The sequence below is a fragment of the Streptomyces sp. NPDC001219 genome (assembly GCF_053597915.1).
Map to the genome: position 1 here is coordinate 36,189 of NZ_JBSFJF010000032.1, position 25,494 is coordinate 61,682.

The following is a 25,494-nucleotide window of genomic DNA, read 5'->3' on the forward strand; positions in this document are numbered from 1 at the left end:
CCGGCTCCCGGCTCCCGGCTCCCGGCTCCCGGCTCCCGGCTCCCGGCTCCCGGCTCCCGGCTCCCGGCTCCCGGCTCCCGGCTCCCGGCTCCCGGCTCCCGGCTTGGCCAACCTCTTAGTGTACCCAACACCGTGCGACAGAATGGTCAAGTTGCCTTTGAGATGGTGCAGTTGACCACCAAAGCTGGCGGAAATCGCCAGGTCCACCGGGGTGAGCAGAGCCTGAGCCCAGGGCATGACGGGTAGCCCCATATCGCCGAAGAGCTTTCGGGTTCCGCCCTGGAATGCGGATGATTCTGTCGAAGTGATCAACAGTTGCACCCGGAAGTCGTCGTGGAACAGCGGCAGTACGTCGAGCAGGCGCCCGCCGGAGGCGACGTTGTGCACCACGAGCAGGACCCGGCGAGGCGTTGCCCGGCTGACCCAACGATCGGAGCCTTTCCCGACCGGCACGCGTATCACCGGGGGATCGGATGGCCCCACTTGTCACCTCCTGCTGGCTGCACAGCCCCCGCGGACTTCCCGATCACCTTAGCCAGGCGCGGTCGACGGCATGACTCCGGCTCTCGGGCCCTGCGGGTGTGCCGTTGGCCAGCTGGGCACCGGCAGGCCGGCGTCGCACGCGGCGCCGGCGTTCGAGATCACCTGCTACGACTTCGCCCGCGTGCCGGGCCGAACCAGAGGGGCTGCTCCGGCGCCCCGGCAGGACTCGAACCTCCGGCCAAGAAGTCACCTTCCGTTCTCGGAGTCCGCGTCAGCGCCGGCGGACAGCACTATGGGCGTCGGCCTGGGAGACGGGGGTCGGAGTCCTTCACCTCTATCCGCGCACGGTCGGGAGTGAGGCGAATCCTGACATCCACGTCACGGTCCGCGTGGACCCGGGCGTTGGTGACGAGTTCTGAGGCCAGGAGTTCCGCTTCAGGGCAGATTTCCTCCCACCCCCAGCCCTGAAGCCGAATCAGCAGGAATGCCACATCGTCGCGCGTATCCCCGTCTGTGATCTCGATGAGCCGTGACGCCAAGTCCTCGAGGTGACGCCCGCCAAATCCGGAGAAGACCTCGTAGAGGCGACGCGTGCCGGACTCTTCATCCACTTCATGGGAACGTACAAGGCCATCGGTGTAGAGCGCCAGAACGGAATTCTGCGGCAGATTGAATTCCCTCGACTGATAAAAGGTGCCTGCCTGTACCCCCAGTGGCAGGCCATGCGGCCCCTCCAGGGCCTCCACTCCGTTTTCGGAATGCAGTAGCGGAGGCGGGTGACCGGCGGTGCACACCTCGGCCGTTCCCATGGCGAGGTCCACCCATACACAACAACAGGTCGCCAACAGATCGGTGCCGAGCTCCAGCAGCAATCCGTTGGTCCGCTGCAGGACGTCGCTCGGGCGGTGCCCCTCTGCTGCATAGGCGCGCACGGCCAGGTAAAGCACGCCTGCCATCTTTCCGCCGTGCTGCTCGATCGGGGCAATCATGCATGCCTGTTTGCCGCTGCTCAGGCTCCCCAGATCGGCGCTGGACATACCTGACCCGGATTCCACGAAGAGTGGCAGGCGGTCACGAAGCGCAGTCGAATCCCTGATGACTTCCCGCGCGATGGAGGGGGGATAACCGGCGCACCCCAGAAGCCTCATATGTGCGCCCTCCCAGGTTCCCACCGCCATGCCGTCCGCGGAAATCGGCTTCATGGTGCGGGATTCGGCGATCCTCATCACGTCAGGCAGGCGCTGCGCCGCACTGAGGTCGCGCGCCAGATTGTGCATCTGATACATGAATGACGCGTCGTACGCACCCTCGTCAGGTGAGCCGATCAGCGCAAAAGAGACCCTCCTCCAGGGCATGCGCTGGTCGCGTGAGGGCGGTGGCCCAGCTGGGACCGCTCTGCGGCCGGGCCCGTGAGTGCGGCGAGCGGCTCGCGCGGCAGTTCTCCGGTAGGGGGCGTGCCGCAGTGGTCGAGGCCGTCGGCGCAGGCTCCAGGCCGGCGAGGCGGAAAGAGCAGGCAGCGTCACCGAGCCGGACCAGGCACGCGGTGTGCGCCGCGACGCCGCGGCCACGACAGCCGGCCGGGCCGCCTGCCGGATCGGCGCCGCGCCGACAACGCAGCCGGGCTGGCGTGCTCGGGTTTGCATCCCCGGGCGGCTTCCACCTCTCAAGCGGCGGCCGGAGGCCGGCGAAGCCCTCCGTCGGCGCCCCGGAGGCAGTGCTTCCGCATGCGCCGCCACACCTGCCCCGACCAGCAAAAAGACCCTCCCGGGGGGAGGGTCTTGCGGAGCGCCCCCGGCAGGACTCGAACCTGCGGCCAAGTGCTTAGAAGGCACCTGCTCTATCCACTGAGCTACGGGGGCCGGTGTGGACGTGGATCACGGACCGCGGTCAAGGATAGAGGTCCGGGTGCCTCGTCCCGGTTGCTTCACCTCCGTGGCACGTTGTGGAGGTTCGGTGAAGCGGTCCCGATAATCGCAGGCAGGTACGAATCCTGCATCGCTTTTGGCGCCTCGTGCGGCGGGTGTTGTGCACTCGTTATGCCTGCGCCTCGCTTGCCGCGAGTGTCTCGCGTGCCACTTATCCCGTTCTGTGCGGGTTCTTTTGGCGCGCACTAGGGGGTATACGCTTCAAAAACCTAACGAAATTGGGCATTCTGCACATGTGGCGACCTTGGATGTACGACCCCGGCTGATCGACGCACTGTCCGTTCTGCGCGACCGCGTCGACACCGCACGCTTCCCGCTGCCACTTCGGGGCGCTGCCCGGGCCCGGCGCAACCGGGCCGAGCTGCTCGCCCAGCTCGACGACTATGTGATTCCCCGCCTCCGCTCCCCTCAGGCGCCCCTGCTCGCGGTGATCGGCGGGTCGACCGGGGCGGGCAAGTCCACGCTGGTCAACTCGCTGGTGGGGCGGCGGGTCTCGGAGGCCGGGGTGCTGCGGCCGACGACGCGTACGCCGGTGCTGGTCTGCCATCCCGACGATCTCCACTGGTTCGCCGGTACCCGGGTCCTGCCGCAGCTCGCCCGGGTGTGGGTCCCCGAGCAGGACGACGGCGGCGAGGACGAGTACCCGGCGGGCGGTGGCCTGGGCCGGGGGGACTACGGGCTCGGGGGCCAGGGGGCGGGCGGTCCGGCGGCGGGCGGCCACGGGGTGGCCGGCGGAGACGGTGCGGCCGGTGGGCCGGGCGCCCGTATGGCGCGCGGGGAGAGCGCGGACCATGGGTCGCACGGGGGGCCTCGGGAGCTTTCCGGGGGGCCTGGGCCGGGGGCCTACGGCGCGGTGGGGGGCGGGGGCGAGGCGGGGATGCTGACGGTGCGGATCGAGACCGATCCGGCGTTGCCCAGTGGGCTGGCGCTGTTGGACGCACCGGACATCGACTCGCTGGTCGCGCGCAACCGTGAGCTGGCCGCCGAGCTGATCTGCGCGGCGGACGTGTGGGTGCTGGTCACGACGGCCGCCCGGTACGCGGACGCGGTGCCCTGGCATCTGCTGCGTACGGCCAAGGAGTACGACGTCACGCTGGTGACCGTGCTGGACCGGGTGCCGCACCAGATCGCCACCGACATCTCCGGGCGCTACGCCGAACTCCTCCAGCGGGCCGGTCTCGGCCATGTCCCGCGGTTCACCATCCCGGAGCTGCCCGAGTCGGCCGGCGGCGGCAGCGGGCTGCTGCCCGCCACGGCCGTCGCGGCGCTGCGGGGCTGGCTGGAGCGGCATGCCCAGGACCCCGTCGCCCGCACCGCAGCGGCGGAGCGTACGGCCGCCGGGGTGATCGCCTCGCTGCGCAGCCGGCTGCCGGCGCTGGCCGGGGCCGCCGCCGCCCAGCACGCCGCGGCCCTGCGGCTGGCCGGCCGGGTCGAGGAGGCGTACGAGCGGGCCGCTGAGCGGGTACGGGAGGAGGTCGCGGCCGGTGAGGTGCTGTCCGGGGACGCGCGCGCCCACTGGCGGGACCATGGCCTCGACGGCCGGTCGGACGAGCTGCTCGACGCGCTGACCGACGGGCTGACCTCGCTGCTGACCTGCGCCGTGGACGAGGCCGACGAGCGGGCCGCGGCCGCCTGGCGGCGGGACCCGGCGGCGGGCGAGGTCTCGCTGACGGCCGCCGCGGGCGCCGCCGGTGCGGGCGGCCGGCTCGGTGTGATCGTCCGGCGCTGGCGGCGCTGCCTGGAGGAGCTGGCCGAGGAGGAGACCCGTGAGGCGCGCGCCGGTCAGGCCGGGGAGCGCGCGGGGTCGGTGGAGCCGGAGGAGTCGGCGGCGCTGTTGGCCACCGCGCTGCTCGGCGGCCGTCGCGCCCGTACGGCGGGCGAGAACCTCGCCGACCTGTTGGGCGCACAGACCGCCCTGCGGCTCTGCGAACGGGGCGGCCGCCTCCTCGCCACCTACCTGGAGCGCGCGCTGGACGGTGAGCGTGAACGGCGGCTGGCGCCCCTGGACCAGCTGACGGTGCCGCTGGACCAGCAGGCGGAGCTGATCGCCGCGCTGTCCGTGGTGCAGAGGGAGAAGCAGCGGCAGGAAAACCGGACGGGGAGGGAGAAGGAGCGGCGGCGGGAGCAGCCGCAGGCGGAGGAGAGGGCGCGGATGAGGGTGATGGAGAAGGAGGAGGTGTCGGGGTGAGCGATTCCGATGTGGCTGGTTCCGGGGCGGGACCGGGGGCGACGGGGCGGGGGATGGGGGCTGGCGAGGCCGGCGAAGGGGCGCGGGGTGTGACGCCGGGGGAAGGTGTGGCGCCGGTGGAGTGGCGTGGGGGCAGGGGAGCGGAGCCGGCGGAGGAACCGGGGGCGGTGGGTGCGGCGGTGGCGGAGGCGGCGGCCGCTGAGGGTGGGGAGCCCGTGGAGTCTGCAGTGCGCGTGGAGTCTGTAGTGCCTGTGAGGTCTGTGGAGCACGTGGTGTCGATGGGCTCCGGGGAGGTCGTGGGGTCTGGGGGGGCCGTGGGGGTTGTGGAATCTCAGGAGGGGCAGGGGGGCGCGGTGTCGATGGAGCGGCAGGAGAACGGGGCGGCTGTGGGGGCGGCGGTGCCGGAGCCGGGGGCAGGGCTGGAGCCGAGGGCGGGGGCGGAAGTGGGCCGGACGTGGGATGACGGGTTGATCGCACGTCGGGCGCGGGATGCGGGGGTGCCCAGGCCGGGGTCGCGGATCGAGCCGCCTCCGGGAGCAGAGGTCGCGGGGGAGGCCGCTGTTGCGGTGGGGGCGCCGGTCGGGGCCCGTACCGAGGCGGGTGTGCGGCTGGAGGGTGCGTCGCGGGCCGGGGAGGCGCGCCACAGGCACACCCGGGCTGCGGAGTTCCGTACCGCGGAAGCGCATCGCGCGGAGTCCCTCCTTGAGAGGGCGCGGAGCGAGCGAGCGCGGGGCGGGGCACGGGTGGACGCGTGGGTGGAGGCGATGGTGCAGCCGCGTTCGCCGGCCGAGGTGGAGAGCGATGACGGGGTCACGTACCGGTGGGTCGCGGACGGGGGGCGGCGGGCCGTGGGGGGTGGGCTGCGTGGGCGGCTGGACGCGCTGCGGGAGTTGATCGCGCTGTCCCGGACCCGGCTGGAGGGGCGGGCGCTGGAGGGGGCGGGCAGGGTGCTGGAGACGGCCGACGAGCGGTACCGGCTCTCCGGCGAGCACACCGTCGTCGCCATCGCGGGAGCGACCGGCAGTGGTAAGTCGTCGCTGTTCAACGCGCTGGCCGGAGCGAACCGTTCACAGGTCGGGCCGCGCCGGCCGACGACCGCGGAGCCGGTGGCCTGCGTCTGGCCGGGCAGCCGGCCGGGCGCGGACGGGCTGCTGCACCGGCTGGGAGTGCCCGTCCACCGTCGGCACGTCCCGGCGGACGGCAGCTCCGAGCTGCGCGGACTCATCCTGATCGATCTGCCCGACCACGACTCCTCGGCCACCGAGCACCGCGCTCAGGTGGACCGGATGCTGGAGCTGGTGGACGCGGTGATCTGGGTGGTGGACCCGGAGAAGTACGCGGACGCGGTGCTGCACGAGCGGTATCTGCGGCCGCTGGCGGGCTACGCCGAGGTCATGTTCGTCGTCCTCAACCAGGTGGACCGGCTGCCCGGGGACGCCGCCGACCAGGTGGTGGACGATCTGCGGCGGCTCCTGGACGAGGACGGGCTGGCGCTCGGCGAACACGGGGAGCCCGGTGCCGCGGTGCTCGCGCTGTCCGCGGCCACCGGCCGGGGCGTGGCGGAACTGCGGGAGGCGCTCGGCCAGTTCGTCGCGGAACGGGGTGCGGCGGACCGGCGGCTGGCGGCGGACGTGGACGCGGCGACCGAGCGCCTGCGGTCGGTGTATGTGGCGCAGAGCCGGGTCGGGCTGACGGAGGACGCCCGTGCGGAGTTCGACGACCGGTTGGCCGAGGCGGTCGGGGCGGTGGCCACCGGGCGGGCGGCGGAACGGGATTGGCTGCGGTACGCGGAGCGCGCCTGTGGATCTCCGTGGTCGCGGATGCGGCGGTGGCGGGGGAGCAGGTGGGGAGGCCGTGGTTTCGGGGCGGAGGCAACCGGGTTGGGGATGACGGGGGCGGGGGCAGGCCCGGGAGGGCACCCGGGCGTCGGGACGGCAGGTGTGGGGCGGCACGGCGTGGGACGGGTCCGGGCCGGGCGGAACGGGGAGGGGGCCGAAGGACTGGCCGCTTCCGGGCGGAGCGGTATGCGGCGGGGCCTGGTGGGGCGGCGGCGGGCGGCCGGGCAACCGGGCGCCGCCGGGGCCGCGGCCGGTGCCGCTGAGGTGTCGGCGGTGGACGGCCGGGCGGCGGCCCGGCCGGTGGTGGAGCAGGCCGTCCGTACGGTGGCCGCCGAGGCGGCGCACGGCCTGCCGTCGCCCTGGGCCCACGCGGTGCGGGAGGCGGCGGACCGAGGCGCCCACGGGCTGCCGGAGGCGCTCGACAAGGTGGCGGCGGATGCCGAGGAGTCCCTCCGGGGCGGGCCGGCTGTGAGACCGCGCTGGTGGACGGTGGCCGCCTCGCTCCAGGGGATGTTGACCGTACTCCAGGTCGTCGGTGTCCTGTGGCTGCTGGGTGCGATCACCGGTGTGGGCGAGGCGACGGACTGGCTCTCGGGGCTGGCGCCCGCGGTTCTCGGGTCGGTGGGCGGGCCGGCACTGGCGTGGGTGTGCCGGGTGGTGGCGCGCGGACCGGCCCGGCGCTACGGGCAGGACGCCGAGCGGCGGTTGCGGGGTGCGGCGGCGGCATGCGGACGGGCGCGGGTGCTGGAGCCGGTCGCCGCCGAGTTGCTGCGCTATCGCGAGGTGCGGGAGCAGTACGCGGTGGCCTCGGGCGCGTGACGGCGGATACGGAAGGGGAGCAGCGGGGCGGGCGGCGCTGAGGGCGGCTCGCGGGCCGCTCGACGGCCGCCGCGCCCGCCGCCGCTCACCCTTCCGGGTGGCCGAGTTGTCCACAGTCGGCCGCCTGTCCACACGCCGCCGCGGCGCTCGCCGAACCCGTGCAGCATGAGATCAACGCAGCGCGAGCAGCGGGTGACGGGAGCGAGCGCGGGACACGGGGGAGGCGTATCAGGTGAACGACACGATGGTGACGCTGGTGGGGAACGCCGCGACGGCGGTGGAGCACCGGCTGACGGCGGCGGGGGTGACAGTGGCGCGGTTCCGGCTGGCGGCCACCTCGCGCCGGTGGGACAAGGCGCAGGAGCGCTGGACCGACGGGGAGACGAGCTTCTACACGGTCCGGTCATGGCGTGGGCTCGCCGACAACGTGGCGGCATCGGTGGCGGTGGGTGAACCACTCATCGTGCAGGGACGGTTGCGGCTGAGGGAGGGGGAGCAGCCACCCGAGAAGGGCGGACAGCGCTGGTTCTCGGCGGAGGTCGACGCGGTGGCGGTCGGCCATGACCTCACACGGGGCACCGCCGCGTTCCGAAGGGTCCTCCGGTCGGTATCCCGTACGGGGGCGGGCGCGGGAGCGGGAGTGGAGGGCGCGCCGGTTCCGGCTCAGCAACCGGCTGCGGCAGCGGGAGCATCCTCAGCGGCGCAGGCTCCTGCGGCGGCAACGGAGTCCTCCCCGGCGCCGGAATCGCCCCCGTCAGCGGACTCGTCCTTACCACCGCGAGCATCGCGCCGCACTCCACCCACCCAACAGGATTTATGGGAAAGCCCGTTGCCGGAAGCCGGACCGCGAACGGGCGCAGATGACGGAGCGACGGAAGCCAAGCCGGCCGCCGGCACGCCAAAGACCGCCAAGGCGAGGTCGGTTTCCGGGGCGAGGTCGGTTTCCGGAGCACGGCAGGCCGCCGCCGGAGAGCGCGCAGGCCGCAAGGAGCAGCCGCCCAACGAGGCCGCCGCGACCGCCAAGGCCGGCATGGGCACTTAGGCCGTCGCGGCGGCCGAAGCCCTCGTCGCCAAGGCCGCAGTGACCTCCAAAACGCCTGCGACCAGGGGGATTGCGGCTGTCGTCGAGGCTTCGGGGCGCTCCGCCGCCGCGGCTTCCGCCATGGCCCATTCATCCGAGAAGGCGTCTTTGTCCTGAAAGAGGCTGACGATTTGTCGATAATGCCAGGTCAGGGTGCCTGGTGTCGGTAACGATTGCGATTCGGATCGCTTATGGGATGCCATTACCGGGGACCCTGATGCACCTGCTCCTTAAGATCCGACAAGTACTCACGGGGGCTGACGTGTTCGGCTGTTGAGTTCTTTGGGATCTTTCCGGCGAGGCACCCTCTCCCACTCGACCGCCTCGCCCAGAGGGGAATTTCATGCTTTCGATGAAGAGGCGGGGCGCAGCCCGCCTTGCCGCCGCGGTCGTGGCCTCCGGCCTGGTCGCGGCGGGTGCGATAGCCACCGCGGGGCCTGCCGCGGCGGACGAGACGAACCCCGCGCACGGGGGTGCCACCGCCACGCTCGGCGGTCTGAAGACCTTCGACCAGGCGGTCGTGCACAACGACGGAGGGGACCAGCGCGTAGGCGCCGGCCTCTTCGAGATGGCGGTCGACAACGGCGGCACGCTCCAGACGTACTGCATCGACATCCACAACCCGACGCAGCAGCAGGCGAAGTACCAGGAAGTGCCCTGGAGCGCCTCGTCGCTGCACAACAACGGGGACGCGGGCAAGATCCGCTGGATTCTGCAGAACTCCTACCCGCAGGTGAACGACCTGGCCTCGCTCGCAGCCAAGGCCGGTGCCGGGAACCTCACCGAGAAGACCGCCGCGGCCGGCACCCAGGTCGCGATCTGGCGCTTCTCCGACCACGCCAAGGTGGACGCGCTCGACCCGTCGGCCGAGAAGCTCGCCGACTACCTCGAGAAGAGCGCGCAGAACCTCGCCGAGCCCAAGGCCTCGCTGACGCTCGACCCGCCGGCCGTCTCCGGCAAGTCCGGCAGCAAGCTCGGCCCGGTCACCGTGCACACCAACGCCGACAGCGTGACGATCTCCCCGGCCGCCGGTGTGCCTGCCGGTGCCAAGGTCGTCGGCAAGGACGGCAAGCCGGTCACCAGTGCGGCCGACGGCACCCAGCTGTTCTTCGACGTGCCCGCGGGCGCCGCGGACGGCAGCAGCTCGCTGACCGCGCAGGCCGCCACCAAGGTTCCGGTCGGCCGCGCCTTCACCGGTATCGGTGAGCACGCCAAGAGCCAGACCCAGATCCTGGCCGGCTCCAGTGAGTCCACGGTCTCCGCGGCCGCCACGTTCTCCTGGAAGAAGCAGGGCGCCATCCCGGCGATCACCGCCGAGAAGAACTGCGCCAAGGGCGGGGTGGACGTCACGGCCACCAACAAGGGCGATGAGGCGTTCCGCTTCCAGCTCTCCGGCAAGGACCACGAGATCGCCCCGGGCAAGTCGCAGACCGTGACCGTTCCGGTGGCCGAGGACCAGCCGTACAACATCACGATCAAGGGTGAGGGCGGCTTCAAGAAGTCGTTCTCCGGGGTCCTGGACTGCAAGACCGCCGGCAGTGGCGGCGGCAAGCCCTCCAGCCAGCCCAGCCCGGCCTCGGTCGGCGGCAGCACCGGCGGGGACACCGGTGGGGACAAGGGCGGCGACCTCGCCGAGACCGGCTCCAGCAACGCCACCCCGATGATCGCGGGCATCGCGGTCGTGCTCGTCGTGGTCGGCGGCGGCGCGGTGTTCTTCCTCCGTAAGAAGAAGGTCGGCACCCCCGCCCAGTGACACCCGGCGCCTGGTGACCGCCGTCGCCAGGCCCTGCCCGGCGGCCGCTCGCTCACCCGACGGTGAGCGGTGAGCGGACGATCACCGGCGAAGCACCACCCCACGGCCCCGGAGCGCCACCGCGCTCCGGGGCCGTCGGCATTCGAGCGCCCTGTGCGCCGACCGCCGGCGAAGCCCCGGCCCCGGTCCCCCTCTGCGGCGAAACGGCCCGCTGCCTCGCCTCTGGGGTGGTCTGGGCCGTCCGTGGGCCGTCGCGGACATGAAGCACGCGTCGTGGACATGAAGCACGGGATCAGGGGCGCGCGGTTACGCCGAGGTCGGTGCGCATGACGTCACGCATCCCTTCCCACCGGAGCCAGAGCCGTCGGAAGTCCGCTCGGATCTCGTCGAATGAGCCATCCGGGTCCAGATTTCCTTCCTCCAGGCACATGGTCCGTCGGTAGGTCTCAGAGAGAGCCATCGTCATCCCGTCCAGCTCGATCAGCACCGGTGGAGAGGCGATCATCTGGGCTTCGGCAAAGGTGGCGTGGTGGGCGCGCCTGGCCTCCTCCACCACCTCACGGGCCTCCGGCGTGACCTCCCCCTTGTGTATGAGCCACAGGAAGTTCATCAGGTGGGTCCGGTACGTCCGGAAGGCCGCGTTCACCGCCATGTAGCACTTGCGCCTGCGGTCCAGCTCAGCGGCTTGCTCCTGGCGAATCCATTGGGCCTCTTCGACCTGCTGTTGGCGCTCGAACTGGTCTCTCTGAACGCGCCCCATCAGGCGTTGTGACAGCACGGGAGCGCTGAGTGTGCCGGCCACACCGACTATTGCCGCGGTCAGTCCGATTAAGGCGTCTCCCATGGAGCCTCCAGAGTGGTCGTGCCTTTCAGGTCAGCAGCATCCTGTCCCCTCGGGGACCAGTGGTGTGGGCGTCTCGCCGCATTCACCACGGCCCTGCGCCATCGCATGCCGCCTCGGCCGCTTGTGGACCGCTGCTCGGCCTGCCGGCCACGACGGTGACCGACGGCGACGGTGACCGACGGCGACAGTGATCGACCGAAGAGGCATGACCGGATCGGTCTGTGGTACAGGTCACGGGCCCCTGAGGTACTCGTTTCCGCCAGAGCGCGGCCGTACGGCAAGATGGGGTGTATCTGCCCTCCCACGGTCGCCGCGCATGATGGCCCCGGGGCGGTGCCGCACAGACCCTGATCGATCCAATCTGCCGGACGGTTTCTCTTGGCTGAGTACATCTACACGATGCGCAAGGCGCGCAAGGCGCACGGCGACAAGGTCATCCTCGATGACGTGACGCTGAGCTTCCTGCCGGGCGCAAAGATCGGTGTCGTGGGTCCCAACGGCGCCGGTAAGTCCACGGTGCTGAAGATCATGGCCGGTCTTGAGCAGCCGTCGAACGGTGACGCGTTCCTCTCCCCGGGCTACACGGTCGGCATGCTCCTGCAGGAGCCGCCGCTGGACGAGTCGAAGACCGTGCTGCAGAACGTGCAGGACGGCGCCGCCGAGATCATGGGCAAGCTCCACCGCTTCAACGAGGTCGCCGAGCTGATGGCGACCGACTACTCCGACGAGCTCATGGAGGAGATGGGCAAGCTCCAGGAGGACCTCGACCACGCCAACGCGTGGGACCTGGACACCCAGCTCGAGCAGGCCATGGACGCGCTGGGCTGCCCGCCCGGTGACTGGCCGGTCACCAACCTCTCCGGTGGTGAGCGCCGCCGCGTCGCGCTGTGCAAGCTGCTGCTGGAGGCCCCCGACCTGCTGCTCCTCGACGAGCCCACCAACCACCTGGACGCCGAGTCCGTGCAGTGGCTGGAGCAGCACCTCGCGAAGTACCACGGCACCGTCGTCGCCGTCACCCACGACCGGTACTTCCTCGACCACGTCGCCCAGTGGATCTGTGAGGTCGACCGCGGCCGCCTGCACGGCTACGAGGGCAACTACTCCAAGTACCTGGAGACCAAGGAGACCCGTCTCAAGGTCGAGGGCCAGAAGGACGCCAAGCGCGCCAAGCGCCTGAAGGAAGAGCTGGAGTGGGTCCGCTCCAACGCCAAGGGGCGGCAGGCCAAGTCCAAGTCGCGCCTTGCGCGTTACGAGGAGATGGCCGCCGAGGCCGACAAGATGCGGAAGCTGGACTTCGAGGAGATCCAGATCCCGCCGGGTCCGCGTCTGGGCAACGTCGTCGTCGAGGTCGACAAGCTCAACAAGGCCTTCGGCGAGAAGGTCCTCATCGACGACCTGAGCTTCACGCTGCCCCGCAACGGCATCGTCGGCATCATCGGCCCGAACGGCGCCGGCAAGACCACGCTGTTCAAGATGCTCCAGGGCCTGGAGACCCCGGACTCCGGCGACATCAAGGTCGGCGAGACCGTCAAGATCTCCTACGTCGACCAGAGCCGCGAGAACATCGACCCCAAGAAGACCCTGTGGGCCGTGGTCTCCGACGAGCTGGACTACATCAACGTCGGCCAGGTCGAGATGCCCTCGCGGGCGTATGTCTCCGCGTTCGGCTTCAAGGGCCCGGACCAGCAGAAGCCGGCCGGGGTGCTCTCCGGCGGTGAGCGCAACCGCCTCAACCTGGCGCTCACCCTCAAGCAGGGCGGCAACCTGCTGCTCCTCGACGAGCCCACCAACGACCTCGACGTCGAGACCCTGTCGTCGCTGGAGAACGCGCTCCTGGAGTTCCCGGGCTGCGCCGTGGTCGTCTCCCACGACCGCTGGTTCCTCGACCGCGTCGCCACGCACATCCTGGCGTACGAGGGCGAGTCCAAGTGGTTCTGGTTCGAGGGCAACTTCGAGTCCTACGAGAAGAACAAGATCGAGCGCCTCGGTGCGGACGCGGCCCGCCCGCACCGCGCCACGTACAAGAAGCTCACCCGGGGCTGACGGCGTGCGACACCTCTACTCCTGCCCCTTGCGCTGGTCGGACATGGACGCGTTCGGCCATGTCAACAACGCGGTGTTCGTCCGCTACCTCGAAGAGGCGCGGATCGACTTCATGCACCGGCTGGCGCCGGGGGGCGGCAGCCCGTCGTTCACGGGCGGCTCGGTCGTCGCCCGGCACGAGATCGACTATGTGCGGCCGCTGGTCCACCGGCACGCCCCGGTGACCGTCGAGTTGTGGGTGAAGAAGATCAGCGCCGCGTCGATGACGGTCGGCTACGAGGTCAAGGACGAGGACACCCTCTATCTGCGGGCCTCGACCGTCGTCGTGCCGTACAGCTTCACCGACGAGCGTCCGCGCCGGCTGACCGCTGAGGAGAAGGCGATCCTCAAGGAGTATCTGGACGACGCCGCACATCAGGAGGGGTCCGCCGCGGTATGACGGCGCTGCACCTGGCCGACGCGGGGGAGGCGGCCGATCTCGCCGCCTTCCTCGCCCGCCTGATCCACTACGACCGCGCCGCCGCGGTACGGCTCCAGGCCGGCGGCGGGGTGCTCGCCGTCTTCGGCCGCCCGCCGTCCTTCGAGGTGCTGGCGGTCCGTACCGCCCGGCTCGCCGACGACACCACGCTGGACCGGACGGTCTCCGCCGGGGAACTCCTCGAAGGCGTGGAGACGCCGGCGGACGGGCTGACCGTGCCCGCCGCCGTCACCGGTCCGCCGTGGACCGGGCTGCTGCCGCCGCGCGGCGGCTGGCAGCGGGTGCCGGGGCTGCCCGCGCCCGAGGCGCTGCTGCGTGCGGTGGCCGCCGCGGTCGCCGAATTCCGTGCCCGGGACGAGGCGTTGCCGCCGCAGCACCGCACCCGTACCGAACGGGACCGTATCGGCCGGGAGATCTGGTCGCGCACCCTCGGGGACACCCACCTTCCGCTGCGCGCCGCCCATGCCGCGCAGTCACTGGGCTTTCTGCGGCCGGTGCGGGCCGGCGCGCTCGCGGGGGGCGGCGTCGGGCCCGCGCGGCCCGAGCAGCGTTCGCTGAGCCTGCTGTCCGCGGGCGGCTGGCTGCGGCTGAGCACCCCGTACGGGTCGGTCGCCGTACGGACCGGCGGCCCGGCGGGGCCGACCGGGTTGTCCGGCCTCACGGTGACACCGGTCTGAGGGGAGTGGGGCGGTCGGTGCGGGGCGTGGCTCAGGAGGCCGGTTCTGGCGCCGCCGCTGCCAGGGAGGCCGCCGGTCGGGAGCCCCCGCGCAGGTGTGAGGCGGGCGGCTCCGGAGCGGGCCGTTCGTCCGGGGGCCGACTGCCGCGGGCCAGTAGCGGGCTGTGGCATTCGTACCCGCTCTGCCCCTAGGGACAACTGCCGCCAGCACGGCCCCTGGTGAGGCCAGGTCGGCCGCCTCCTTCACCGCAGGGCCACACCGGATACGCCGCAGGACGGCCGATCAACGGTGTTCGGCACGGCCCCAGGAAGACACATCAGCCGTCTCCGGCCCGGCCCTCCTCTTCCGTGCCCGTGCCCGCCCCCGCGCCCCCGTCCGAGCCTTCACCGCGCCCCCGACTGCCCTCCTCCGCCGTGTCGTCCGGCCACACCCCGATGTGGTCGGGTTCCAGTTCCAGGAGGACGCGGTGTGCCATGCCCAGGCCGGCGGTGTAGTCGGCCGGTAGCTGGAGGCGGCCCGCCCGGTCGAGCATGGCGTATTCGCGGGCCACCAGGGACTCCTGGCCGGTCGTCGCGTCCCGTTCGGTGCGGCGCAGGACCTCGGAGGACGTACGGCCGTCGCGGATCGCGACGGTGCGCCGGACCTCGCCCGCCACCTTCTGGTCATGGGTGACGATCACGATCGTGGTGCCCAGTTCCTCGTTGGCGGTGCGGAACGCCGTGAAGACCTGCTCGGCGGTGTGCGAGTCCAGTTCGCCGGTCGGCTCGTCGGCCAGCAGGACGGACGGGGTGTTGGCCAGGGCGACCGCGATGGCGGTGCGCTGCTGTTCGCCGCCGGAGAGCTGAGGGGGGCGGCGGTCCCGGCAGTGGTCGAGGGAGAGCATCGACAGCAGTTCGCCGGCCGCCTTCGTACGGGCCGCCCGCCGCCGACCGCCCCGCAACTGCATCGGCAGCATCACGTTCTGAAGTGCCGTCAGGTACGGCAGGAGGTTGCGGGAGGTCTGCTGCCAGACGAAGCCGACGACGTCGCGGCGGTAGCCGAGGCGGGCCCTGGCGTCCATCGTCAGCAGGTCGCGGCCGGCGACCGTGGCGGCACCCGCGGTCGGCACGTCCAGGCCCGCCAGGATGTTCATCAGGGTCGACTTGCCGCTGCCGGACGCCCCGACCAGCGCCATCAACTCGCCCTCCGCGACCAGCAGATCGAGCCCCTGGAGCGCCTGTACCTCCACCCCGTCGGCGGTGAAGACCCGCACCAGCCGGTCGCAGGCGATCAGCGCGTCGTGCCCGTAGGCGGGGCGTCCGCGCCGGGAGGCCGCGCGCCGCTCCAGCTCGGCCAGGCTGGTGGGCTCGGCGGGCCGGGCCGCCTCCGCCCCGGGGGAGGCGGCGTCCGGCGGTGTGGCGTCGGGGCGTGTGGTCATCGGGGGTCCCCCACTCTCAACTCGGTGCTCACGCCCCGCCGTCCGCTCAGCCAGGCCTGGGCCAGGGCGACCGCCAGGGCGAGGGCGAGCACGGCCGCCGACGGCAGCAGCAGGGACGCGGGATCGGTGTGCAGTCGTACGGTGTCCGCGGCACCGCCCGGGGTGCCGGGCAGGGCGAGCGCGGTGAGGTCGGTACCGGGGCCCAGCAGCCGGACCGTGGCGGCGCCGGTCAGCGCCCCGCCGAGGGCCGCGAGCAGGGCCTGCGGCAGCGCCTCCAGGATCAGCAGCCGCCGCCCCTGGGCCCGGGGCAGCCCCATCGTGCGCAGTCCGGCCAGGAGTTGGCCGCGCTGCGGGGCGGCCTGGAGGAGCGACAGCAGCAGGGCGAGCAGGGCGAAGCCGGCGCCGGCCGCGACCGCGGCGGTGTAGAGGCGTACCGCGCCCTGCTGGAGGGGCGAGTCGGCGAACTCGGTGCGGACGGCGGAGCGCAGCGCCAGCCGGACGGGCCGGTCCGCCGGGCTGTGGGCGCGGACGGCGGCACGCAGCGCCCGGGTGTCCAGGGAGCGGCCGGACAGCAGGAGGACGGAGGGCCCGGTGGCGGGGTCGCGGTAGGTGTCCGGATGGCGGCGGGCGACGCTCCTGGCGTCGACGACGACGAAGTCGCCGCCGGGCTGCGCGGGAGTGTCGGCGCGGACCGTCTTCGGGCGGATGACGAGCTGGCCGAGCTCCGGCTGGAGGGCCATCGGCGCGTCCCCGAAGCGGGTGCGGAAACGGGGGGAGACCAGCGCGGGCAGCGGCTGGTCGCCGCCGGGGTCGGCCAGCTCCCGCGCGTCGAAGGCACCCAGGCCGGTGGTCCGCGAGAGCCGGGCGTACGCCTCGGCGTCGGCGATGACCACGTAGAGCGGGGACCCGTTGTCGTCGGCGGCCTGCACATCGATGCGCAGCGGCACCGCGTCCACGACGCCCGGCACCCGGCCGGCCGCCCGCCGCAGCTCCTCGGGCAGCGGTGCGCCGGCCGAGAGCCGGGCCTCCGCGCCGACCGCGGTCAGCGCCGCGTGGTCCCGTGCCGTGGCGACCCCGGCCAGCACCGAGCCGCCGAAGGACGCCGTGGTCAGCGCCACCACCAGGGCCAGCAGCGGCAGTCCGGCGGTGGCCGGGGCGCGGCCCGCGCGGGCCAGCGACAGAAAGCCGGTCAGCCCGGCGGTACGGGCGGCGGGGCGGGCCGCCAGCCGCAGCGGCAGCGGAGAGAGGCGCAGCAGCACCAGCGCGGCGATCACCCCGGCCAGCACCGGGGCCACGCTGACCAGGGTGTCCACCCCGCCGGCCGCCGTACTGCGGCCACGCAGCGCGAGCACCGCGCCCACCGCCAGGACCAGCACGGTGAGTTCGGCGACCGTACGGCGCCGGGAGGGGCGGGCGCCCACCGCGTCGGCGCGCTCCACGGGGCGCGGGCGGCGGTGCGCGACGGCCGCCCGCAGCGGCAGCGCGACCGTTGCCAGCAGCCCGGTGCCGGCCGCCGCCAGCAGCGAGGGCAGCACCCGCTCCCCGGGCACCAGCAGCAGCGCCAGAACGCCGCCGGCCGCCGCAGCGGGCAGCGCCACCGCCCCGGTCTCCGCCGCCAGCCGCCCGGCCAGCCCGGCCAGGGACGCACCACGGGCCCGCAGCAGGGCCAGTTCGGCGTGCCGCCGCGCCGCGGTCAGCCCGGCGGTCATCAGCAGCACCACCGCCGCGACGGTGCCGACGCCGTACGCGGCCACCGCGACGACCGGCGCGACCGCGGCCCGGGTCCGCGCGAAGGCGTCCAGCAGACCGTCCACCGCGCTGTCGGCCAGCGCACCGCCGCCCGCCACCTCACGCAACCGGGCCAGCGCCGCGCCGTGTTCGAGGGAGACCAGCCGGTCCCGCAGCCGCGCGGCGTCACCGGCGGTCAGCGCGCGGGTGTCGACCGGGTAGCGCCAGAACTTCTCCGGCTCGCCCTCGGTGCGCAGCAGCGCCGGGCCGTCCTCGGGGGCCAGCAGCAGACCGGCCCGCCACAGCCGCTGCGGCGGGATGTCCGGCGTCGTGTCCTGATGGGCGGCCGCCATCAGCGGGTCGGCGGCCCAGTACGCGCTGTCCGGGGCGCGCGGCGTGAGCAGCCCGGAGATCCGCACCGTCAGCCCGTCCAGGTGCAGGGTGCTGCCGACGCGCAGGGTCAGGGTCCGTGCGGTGGCGACGGTGACCGCGGCCTCCAGGGTGCGCTTCCCGGGGGACGCGGCGTGCGGCAGCCGGCCCTCGGTGAGCTTGGCATGCGTGCCCAGCCCGGCGGCCGCGTACAGCGAGAGGCCGGGGGCGAGGCCGTCGGGCCGGGGCAGCCAGGAGTCCTGTGCGGGCAGCGGCTTGGTGGTGCGCACGCCGTACAGCGAGGCGCCCGGGGCGATCCGCAGCGGGTCGCGGAACAGGTCCCGGATCGCCCGGTCCTGGCGGGTGAGTTCGCCCGCCGCGCAGGCGGCGGGGTCACCGGGCAGGTCCGTACGCGAGACGGTGACCTCCACCGTCCGCTGTCCGGCCGCCACCGAGCCCAGCGCATGGCGCACCCCGCGGGTCTCGTACGCCGTCACCCCGCGCGGGAACGCCGCCGCGATAAACGCCGTGACCAGCACCAGCGCGCCCAGGGCCAGTTGCGCCGCGCGCGCCGGACGCGGCCGGTTCCACCAGGTCGCCGCCCTCACCGGCGCTCACCCCGCAGTCCGGGGCCCGGGGCCTCTGCGGCGGGCCGTGGTTCCGTGCGGAGCCCTGCCACCGGCCCGCTGTCCTGTCCGGTCACCTCACAGCCCCCCTTGGCCGCGCAGGGCCCGCACCGGGTCGCCGCGGCGCAGTCCGAGGGCCGCGACCACCAGCAGCGGCACCGCGGCGACCGCCGCCAGCAGCGCGGCCACCGGGCCCGGCGGCAGCTCCACCAGCACCGGCGGCACCGGACGGCCCGCCTCCCCGGTCAGCACGATCAGCGGGACCACCGCCCGGGTCAGCACCGTTCCCAGCGCCGTACCGACGCCCAGCGCCAGCACGATCAGTACGCCCTGTTCGGCGACGACCATCCGGGCCAGCTGCGGGCGCGGCGCCCCCAGGGCCCGCAACACGGCGAACTCCCGGGCCCGTTCGCGGACCGACCCGGCGGCACCGACCGCGAAGCCGACCGCCGCCAGCGCCACCGCGACCGCGGCCGCCGCGGTCAGCGCGGTCTGCGGGCCGATCCCCAGCGGATCGTCGTGCAGCTGCCCGGCGATCTCGTCGCGGACCAGCACCTGGCCCGGGTCGGTGTCGGGGCGGGCCCGCAGCGCCTCGACGGCCGTGCCCGCCGCGCCCGGCCGGGGGCGCAGCCACCACTCGGTGGCGGACAGCGGCGGCGCGCCGCGGTCGGACAGCGCCTCGTTGACGGCGCCGAGGTCGACCAGCAGCCCGCCGGTGGCCGGCGCGTCCGCCGGGCCGGGCAGCGCCCGCACCGCCCGGACGATCCGGGCCTTCAGCGGCCGCCCGTTGACCGGCACCTCGATCAGGGAGCCGGTCCGCGAGCCGCTGTCGCGCAGGTACGCCTCGGTGGCGACGGCGGCGAGCGGCGGGCGGGCGGCGTGCGCGGCGGTGATCCGCAACGTCGTCGCCGCGGCACCCCAGTCGTCCACCCGGGCGCCGGTGTCGAACGTCTGGGACAGCAGCCCTCCGGCGGGGACCCCGGCCCGGCCCGCGCGGGGGCCGGACGGTTCGCCCGCCGAGCTGCTCTCGTCGGTGATCCGCGCCCGCCAGCCGGGACCGCCGGGTGCGGCGAGGGGCCGGGCCGGGCCGTGGCCGGTGGCGGCCGTCACGGCGGTGACGGTGAGCCGCTGACGGTGCGCGACATGCGGCTGGTCCAGGGCGGCGACCAGTCCGGTCATCCGCAGCGGACCGGCCGGGCGGCCCGCCGGGGCACCGGCCGCGGCGCCGAGGTCCGCGCTCAGGGTGTGCGGTGCGCCGTCGGCCGGGAGCGGGCCGAGCGGCAGGGTGTACGGGATGCCGTGGCGGTCGGTGACGAGGACGGAGAGGGCGGCCGGCACCGGCCCGGTGTCGGGCCCGGCGGCCTCCTGGCCGGGAGGCGGCGGCAGCGCCCGCAGGGAGCGCAGCGTGGCGGTCAGCCGTAACCGGTCGCAGCCCGGCGGCAGTTGCAGCCCCGCCGGGGCGCCGCCCGCCGGCGCCACCGCGCGCAGCACGCCGTCCGCCGCCCGCCCCCGCGGACCGTCCGCGCCGCCGCCCAGCAGGTCGCCGCGCAGCAGCAGCGCCCCCGCCGAGCGCCGGGTGTCCAGCGCGAGCAGCGAGGACGACCCGCCGCCCGACAGGTCCAGACCGGCCACCCCTACGGGCAGCGCCGCGGCCACCCCCGGCGTCGTCCCGTAGGCACCGCCCTGGCCCAACGGCGGTGTCCGCCCGGCCAGTACGCGCACCGCCGCACCCGCGCGGAAGTCGGCCTGGTCGTCCTGCGAACGGTCCCAGGACGCGCCCTGGCCGATCGCCAGCATGCCCAGGGCGGTGGCCAGCACCAGCAGCAGCACCGGACCGGCGCCCCGCAGGGGACGGCGGCTGATCTGCCAGCCGGCCAGCGCCGCCGCCAGGCCCCGGCCGCCGGCCGCGCCCCGCTCGGCGATCCGGGCGGCGAGCGGCAGCAGCCGCAGCGTCAGCACCGTACCGGCGAGCAGCGCCAGCGCCGGGGCGGCCACCAGCACCGGATCGATGCCCAACTGTCCGGCGCCGTCCGTGGTCAGCACCCCGCTGCCACTGCCGCCGCCCGCCGTCTGCCGCTGGAGCTGCCAGTAGGCGACACCGGCGACCACCAGCAGCCCGAGGTCGGCCCCGGTCCTGCCCCAGGTCCGCAGCCCGGCTCGGGCGGCGGAGGCTCCCGTGCCGCCGGGCTGCGCCCGCGCCCGCCGTCGCCGCGGACCCTCCGGACCGGTCCGCAGCAGCGCGGGCGCGGCCACCGCGAGGGCGCAGCCCAGCGCCACACCGAGGCCGGTCAGCACGGTCGGCGCGGTCAGCCGGGTGTCCAGCGGCAGCCCGATGCGGCCCAACGCGCCCCGGCCGGACAGCAGCTGCAGCAGCGGCCCGGCCAGCAGCGGGGCGCCCACCGCCGCCGGGGCGGCCAGCAGCAGCGACTCGGCCAGGGCCAGTCCCGCGATCCGCCGCCGGGACCCGCCGCGGGCCCGCAGCAGCGCGGTCTCGCCGGTCCGCTCGGTGCTCAGCATCCGGGCCACCAGCAGCAGGGCGTAGCCCGCCAGCAGGATCAGCTGTAACGCGACGATCAGGATCGTCGAGCGGTTCACCAGCAGCGCCCGCTGCAACTGCCCCAGCGTGGCGGGCAGATCGGTGGTGGCGGTGGCCCGGCCCGCGAATGCCGGATCGGCCATCAGCGCCTTGGGCGCCCGCGCGGCCGCGGCGGTCAGGGCGGGCAGCCGGTCCGCGGTCAGCGGGCGGAAGTCGGCGGTGGCGAGCCAGCCCACCGAGTCCTGGACCGGCGACCCGTCGCGGAACGCCGCAGGGTCGGTGAGCAGCGGCCCGTAGGTGGTGAAGCCGGAGGTGCGCACCCCGCGCCCGCCGAGGTCGTCGAGCTTCCAGTACGGGTCGGCGCGGTCCCGGGGCCGGTAGACGCCGGTGACCTCGACCGTCAGACGGGCCGGTCCGGACAGCCGGTTGTGGAGGGTGATGCGCCGGCCGGGCTTCACTCCCAGCCGGGCCGCCGCGGCCTCCGGCAGCGCGACGGGCAGCCGGCCGTGCGCGGCGGGGGCGGGCCAGCGGCCGGCGGTGAGGGTCAGACGGGAGCGGTCCATGGCCGCGAGGTGGGTGAGATCCGGCTCACCCCGGCGCGCGTCCGGTGACCGCAGGGTGCCGGGCAGCGCGTACGGCCCGGAACGGACCAGGGTGTGCACCGTGAACGGCAGCCCGTCGAAGGCCCGCCGGGCGCCCCGGGTGACCGCCCGGTCCGCCGGTTCCCTTGCCCCGGCCGGGAGTTGGGCCTTCACCTGCAGTGCGGCGGCCGCCGCGGCGCGGGTCCGCAGCGCCTGCCGCAGCCCGGCGTCCCCGATCGCGCCGGAGAAGGCCGCGAGCGTCGTCAGCACGGTCGTGGTGAGCAGCACCGAGAGCAGGGCCGCGGTCAGCAGCAGTCGGTGCGCCCGCACCCGCAGGAACACAAAGCCGGACACGGACCCCCCTTACCGCGCTCAGCACCACACAGATGAACGAATGGTGTCAGACGAGCGGCGCGGGCGGAGGGGGCTGTGGACAACCCTGGCCGGATCGTGACGGCGAAGGCGCGGAGCCGGGGCGGTGTGAGGTGCTTCTCAGTCCGCGGCGTTGATCATCGAGGCGGCCGCGTAGGTGAGGTAGTTCCAGAGCTGCGTCTCGTGCTTCTCGGACAGGCCGAGCGAGTCCACCGCGTCCCGCATGTGCCGCAGCCAGGCGTCGTGGGCGGCCCGGTCGACGGTGAACGGGGCGTGCCGCATCCGCAGCCGGGGGTGGCCGCGGCCGTCGCTGTATGTGCGGGGACCGCCCCAGTACTGCATGAGGAAGAGCGCCAGCCGCTCCTCGGCCGGGCCCAGGTCCTCCTCCGGGTACATCGGCCGCAGCAGCGGGTCCTCGGCGACTCCCTGGTAGAAGCGGTGCACCAGGCGCCGGAAGGTCTCCTCGCCTCCGACCTGTTCGTAGAAGGTCTGCTCCTCGAGCGTGCCGCGTGGAATCTTGTTCACCCGTCCATGGTGGCAGACGCCCCGGCGGAGGTCTCCGGTCGTAGGACGCGGCCGGTGCCGGGGCCGGAAACGCCGCCGGGGCGTGACCGGTTGGTCACGCCCCGGGGTCGCCCGCGTCCGGCGGCGGCTCAGCCGCGGCGGATGCTCAGTGTCGTCCAGGCGCCGACGTGCACCCGGTCGCCCTCATGGAGCGGCACCGGCACATAGGGCTGGATCGGGTCCTCGGCGAGATTGATCGTGGTGCCGTTGGTGGAGTTCTGGTCCACCACGGCCCAGCTGCCGTCCTGCTGCTGCACCAGCAGCGCGTGCTGGTGCGAGACGCCCGGGTCCTCCGGCGTGCTGCCCAGGTCGATGTCCGGGGACTCGCCGGTGCTGTTGCGGCGGCGGCCGACCGCGATCTGGCCGTTGGCGAGTGGGAGCACCTGCTCGGGGGAGTAGGCGGGCAGGTTGAGCCCCGCCGCCTCCGGGCCGGAGCGGCCCATCATCGCCATGAAGTACTCACGGTCCGGTGCGACCGCGACCACCCAGCCGGTGCCGACGACCGGCGCCGGACCCTGCGGCGGTGCCGCCGGACCCTGGCCGGTGCCGCCGTTCCACTGCTGGTCCGGTCCGGGCTGCTGCGGCGGCATCTGCTGCTGCTCGTACGGGCCGGGCTGCTGCTGGTGCGGCTCGAACGGCTGCTGCTGCTCGAACGGTGCCTGCTGCTGCTCGTACGGACCCGGCTGCTGCTGCGGCGGGAACGGGGCGGGCGGCTGCTGCTGCTCGAACGGGGCCTGCGGGCCCGGGCCGGGCGGCGCGGGCGCCATCGGCGGGGGAGCGGCCTGGGCGCTCGGCGGGTTCAGCGTCCAGTCGTCGCCGGCCTGCTGCTGCGGCGGCGGACCACCCTGCTGACCGGGGCCGGGCATGCCGGGGGGCGGGCCGGGCGGGAAACCACCTGGTCCGGGCTGGTCCGGAAAACCGCCCGGTCCGGGCTGGTCCGGGAAGCCACCCGGGCCCTGCTGGTCGGGGAAGCCGCCGGGGCCGCCGGGCATGCCCTGCTGCTGCGGGGGCTGCTGCTGCGGAGGTGGGAAGCCGTAACCGCCCTGGCCGCCCTGGGGGCCGGGACCGCCGGGACCGGGCGCGCCGGGCCCGCCCTGCGGGCCGGGGTGGGGCGGCGGGAAGCCGTAACCGCCTTGGCCGCCCTGGGTGCCGGGGCCGGGTGCGCCGGGGCCGGGCTGCTGGGGCGGGAAGCCGTAACCGCCCTGGGAGTCACCGGGGCCGGGTGCGCCGGGCGGCGGGGCGTAGGACGTCGGGGAGTTGGTGAGGAAGTTGTAGCGGCAGCCCTCACAGAACGGCGCCATCGCCTCACGCGGCGTACCGCACTGCGGGCAGGTCTCCGGCTGTCCGGACGGGCCGGGGCCGGGACCGGGGGCACCGGGTCCGCCCTGCGGCGGCGGGAAGCCGTAACCGCCCTGGCCGCCCTGGGTACCGGGTGCGCCGGGTCCGGGCTGCTGGGGCTGCGGCGGAGGGAAGCCGTAACCACCCTGGGAGTCACCGGGTCCGGGGCCGCCGAAGTCGGGGCCGGGGCCACCGGGCGGCGGGCCCGGCTGGCCCTGCGGCGGGCCGGGCTGCATCGGGGGCGGACCGGGCTGTCCCGGAGGCGGGCCGGGCTGGCCGGGCGGCGGGGTGTTCAGGAATCCTGCAGGCAGGGAGGGCGGCGGGGGGACAGCCCCCGCCATCCGCTGGCCGCACACCTCGCACCAGTCTTCGGCCACCGACTGGTGGCCGCTCGGGCAGGTCGGCATGTCGGTTCTTCCCCCTCCGTACCGAATTTCCGGTAGTGCCGCTCGGTACTGTTCGTGGCTATTTCTTCACGCGAACGGTCTTCGTCGAGCGCGTTTCGAGAGTCATCTCGTCCGCGTCGGCGACCTTCGCCTTGAGTCGCACAGTACCGGTCGCCGTATCGACGACGTCCACCACCTTCGCAAGGAGTTTCGCAGTCTCCTCGTTCCCCGAGGCGGCGGCCAGCTGTACCGCGCGGCCCAGCTTCGCGGTGGCTCCACCGGTATCGCCCGACTTGCGCGCATCGAGGCCCTGTTGAATGGCTTGCGCCAGTTCCGCCTGGCCTGTGTAGTGCGCTACCTGCGGATGGATCGGTGTGGAAGCGGCCACATCGTCCGTCCACAGGGCCCGTACGAGGGCCTGCGACAGGGGGCGCTGCGGGTCCGGCGCGGGGCCGCCGTCCGGTGCGGAAACGATCAACGAGATCCGGCCGGCCAGCATTTCCCGGCCGATTCCGGCGGCCGGCACCCGGAGGCAGAGGTGGTAGTCGCGGGACTCGTCGCCCCAGGAGCCGGTCGGATAGTCCGCCGACCGCGGGCCGGACTCCCGGCGCCGGCCGGTCAAGTCCTCCACGGTGGGCGCCACTTGCCTGACGAAGACGGTCTCGGCGCCCAGCGGCGTCCACAGCCGCAGGCCGACGCCGCCGACCGCCTTGCCCATCGCCGCCGCCATCATCCGCGTGAAGTCGGCGGTCAGACCGGCCGGATCGGCCACGATGTCGGCGGTGCCCAGCAGCGCCGAGGCGATCCCGGTGACCTCCTTGACCTCCCAGTCCGTGCCGACCCCGCGGGCGTCACAGGTGAACGACCCGGCGCAGGCGTCCAGAGCGGCCCGCAGCTCCCCCGGCGACTCGTGCTCGTTGCGGCCGTCGGTGAGCAGGAGGGTGTGCCGGACGCCGGTCCCGGCGGAGGACAGCAGCCGGCCGGCCAGCCGCAGCCAGCTTCCGATCGCCGTCCCGCCGCCCGCGGTCAGCGTGCGCAGTGCCTCCTTCGCCTGCGCGCGGGTGGCGGCCCCGGCCACCGCCAGCCGGCCGTCGCCGGGGTAGACCTCGACGGCCCGGTGGGTACCGGCCACCACGGCGAAGCCGACCCCGTCGCGTACGGCGTCGAGGGCGGCGGCGGTCGCCTCCCGGGCGCCGCGCAGCTTCGCCGGCGGATGGTCCATCGACCCGGAGCAGTCCACCACGATCACCACGCCGCCGTCCGGACCACCGGCCCGCGTGCCCGGCACCGGCCGGCCCCCGGTCGTGCCGCCGCCGGTCGCGGTGACCGTGACGATGGCGTGCACCTCCCGCCCGCCCTCGGGGAGATAGGGGTTCTGGTACACCTCGGCGGAGAAACGCGGCACCCGGGACTTGGCGAAGTTGGCCATCCGTTCCGCTCCTTGAGAC

The 25,494-nt window shown here is 74.1% G+C and carries 15 protein-coding genes and 1 tRNA gene; 7 read left to right on the forward strand and 9 right to left on the reverse strand.

Annotated features, from left to right (window positions below; all coding sequences use genetic code 11):
- Positions 1-773: 773 nt before the first annotated feature.
- Positions 774-1,769, reverse strand: a complete 996-nt coding sequence (locus tag ACWC9R_RS21140) for an ATP-binding SpoIIE family protein phosphatase (RefSeq protein WP_450733583.1) — start codon at positions 1,767-1,769, stop codon at positions 774-776.
- 500 nt (positions 1,770-2,269) lie between these two features.
- A tRNA-Arg gene (locus ACWC9R_RS21145) sits at positions 2,270-2,342 on the reverse strand.
- A gap of 310 nt (positions 2,343-2,652) precedes the next feature.
- Between ACWC9R_RS21145 and ACWC9R_RS21150 the strand changes: the two genes are divergently transcribed.
- The 4 genes from ACWC9R_RS21150 (at position 2,653) to ACWC9R_RS21165 (ending at position 10,087) form a co-directional block, all read left to right on the forward strand.
- Complete coding sequence (locus ACWC9R_RS21150) at positions 2,653-4,596, forward strand: ATP-binding protein (protein WP_450733625.1); 1,944 nt, start codon at positions 2,653-2,655, stop codon at positions 4,594-4,596.
- 755 nt (positions 4,597-5,351) lie between these two features.
- Positions 5,352-7,253: a GTPase gene (locus ACWC9R_RS21155; protein ID WP_450733627.1), complete on the forward strand. Its 1,902-nt coding sequence runs from the start codon at positions 5,352-5,354 to the stop codon at positions 7,251-7,253.
- A gap of 232 nt (positions 7,254-7,485) precedes the next feature.
- Positions 7,486-8,295, forward strand: coding sequence for a single-stranded DNA-binding protein (locus tag ACWC9R_RS21160; RefSeq protein WP_450733585.1), 810 nt, complete (start codon positions 7,486-7,488; stop codon positions 8,293-8,295).
- A 382-nt stretch (positions 8,296-8,677) separates the two neighbouring features.
- A complete protein-coding gene (locus tag ACWC9R_RS21165) occupies positions 8,678-10,087 on the forward strand; it encodes an LAETG motif-containing sortase-dependent surface protein (protein ID WP_450733586.1) in 1,410 nt (469 codons plus the stop codon).
- Positions 10,088-10,379: 292 nt separating this feature from the next.
- Here ACWC9R_RS21165 and ACWC9R_RS21170 read toward each other — a convergent pair whose 3' ends face one another.
- The gene (locus ACWC9R_RS21170) at positions 10,380-10,931 is read right to left on the reverse strand and encodes a hypothetical protein (protein ID WP_450733588.1); all 552 of its coding nucleotides are present in this window, start codon (positions 10,929-10,931) and stop codon (positions 10,380-10,382) included.
- Between the two features lie 378 nt (positions 10,932-11,309).
- Between ACWC9R_RS21170 and ettA the strand changes: the two genes are divergently transcribed.
- Genes ettA through ACWC9R_RS21185 form a run of 3 tightly spaced genes read left to right on the forward strand, consistent with a single transcriptional unit; the run spans position 11,310 to position 14,129 of the window.
- The gene (gene ettA / locus ACWC9R_RS21175) at positions 11,310-12,974 is read left to right on the forward strand and encodes an energy-dependent translational throttle protein EttA (RefSeq protein WP_450733589.1); all 1,665 of its coding nucleotides are present in this window, start codon (positions 11,310-11,312) and stop codon (positions 12,972-12,974) included.
- 4 nt (positions 12,975-12,978) lie between these two features.
- Positions 12,979-13,413 carry an acyl-CoA thioesterase gene (locus ACWC9R_RS21180; protein ID WP_362612081.1) on the forward strand — a complete coding sequence of 145 codons (435 nt, stop codon included), beginning with the start codon at positions 12,979-12,981 and terminating at the stop codon, positions 13,411-13,413.
- Positions 13,410-14,129: a hypothetical protein gene (locus ACWC9R_RS21185; RefSeq protein WP_450733591.1), complete on the forward strand. Its 720-nt coding sequence runs from the start codon at positions 13,410-13,412 to the stop codon at positions 14,127-14,129. Before ACWC9R_RS21180 ends, ACWC9R_RS21185 begins: the two co-directional genes overlap by 4 nt.
- Before the next feature lie 316 nt (positions 14,130-14,445).
- Here ACWC9R_RS21185 and ACWC9R_RS21190 read toward each other — a convergent pair whose 3' ends face one another.
- The 6 genes from ACWC9R_RS21190 to ACWC9R_RS21215 all read right to left on the reverse strand — a co-directional run bounded on the left by ACWC9R_RS21190 (position 14,446) and on the right by ACWC9R_RS21215 (position 25,475).
- The gene (locus tag ACWC9R_RS21190) at positions 14,446-15,546 is read right to left on the reverse strand and encodes an ABC transporter ATP-binding protein (protein WP_450733592.1); all 1,101 of its coding nucleotides are present in this window, start codon (positions 15,544-15,546) and stop codon (positions 14,446-14,448) included.
- Positions 15,543-18,251, reverse strand: a complete 2,709-nt coding sequence (locus ACWC9R_RS21195) for an FtsX-like permease family protein (protein WP_450733593.1) — start codon at positions 18,249-18,251, stop codon at positions 15,543-15,545. Before ACWC9R_RS21195 ends, ACWC9R_RS21190 begins: the two co-directional genes overlap by 4 nt.
- A gap of 96 nt (positions 18,252-18,347) precedes the next feature.
- The gene (locus ACWC9R_RS21200) at positions 18,348-21,740 is read right to left on the reverse strand and encodes an FtsX-like permease family protein (RefSeq protein ID WP_450733594.1); all 3,393 of its coding nucleotides are present in this window, start codon (positions 21,738-21,740) and stop codon (positions 18,348-18,350) included.
- Positions 21,741-21,878: 138 nt separating this feature from the next.
- Positions 21,879-22,283, reverse strand: coding sequence for a globin (locus ACWC9R_RS21205; RefSeq protein WP_042154860.1), 405 nt, complete (start codon positions 22,281-22,283; stop codon positions 21,879-21,881).
- A 128-nt stretch (positions 22,284-22,411) separates the two neighbouring features.
- A complete protein-coding gene (locus ACWC9R_RS21210) occupies positions 22,412-24,067 on the reverse strand; it encodes an FHA domain-containing protein (protein ID WP_450733596.1) in 1,656 nt (551 codons plus the stop codon).
- Positions 24,068-24,125: 58 nt separating this feature from the next.
- Positions 24,126-25,475 (reverse strand): vWA domain-containing protein, encoded by a 1,350-nt coding sequence (locus ACWC9R_RS21215; RefSeq protein ID WP_450733597.1) that lies wholly within the window; start codon positions 25,473-25,475, stop codon positions 24,126-24,128.
- Positions 25,476-25,494 lie beyond the last annotated feature (19 nt).

Bases quoted from the DNA above. Each gene is read 5' to 3' on its own strand.
- ACWC9R_RS21185 (WP_450733591.1), top strand. From the start codon at position 13,410: ATGACGGCGCTGCACCTGGCCGACGCGGGGGAGGCGGCCGATCTCGCC.
- ACWC9R_RS21170 (WP_450733588.1), bottom strand. From the start codon at position 10,931: ATGGGAGACGCCTTAATCGGACTGACCGCGGCAATAGTCGGTGTGGCC.
- ACWC9R_RS21190 (WP_450733592.1), bottom strand. From the start codon at position 15,546: ATGACCACACGCCCCGACGCCACACCGCCGGACGCCGCCTCCCCCGGG.
- ACWC9R_RS21165 (WP_450733586.1), top strand. From the start codon at position 8,678: ATGCTTTCGATGAAGAGGCGGGGCGCAGCCCGCCTTGCCGCCGCGGTC.
- ACWC9R_RS21140 (WP_450733583.1), bottom strand. From the start codon at position 1,769: ATGTATCAGATGCACAATCTGGCGCGCGACCTCAGTGCGGCGCAGCGC.
- ACWC9R_RS21210 (WP_450733596.1), bottom strand. From the start codon at position 24,067: ATGCCGACCTGCCCGAGCGGCCACCAGTCGGTGGCCGAAGACTGGTGC.
- ACWC9R_RS21215 (WP_450733597.1), bottom strand. From the start codon at position 25,475: ATGGCCAACTTCGCCAAGTCCCGGGTGCCGCGTTTCTCCGCCGAGGTG.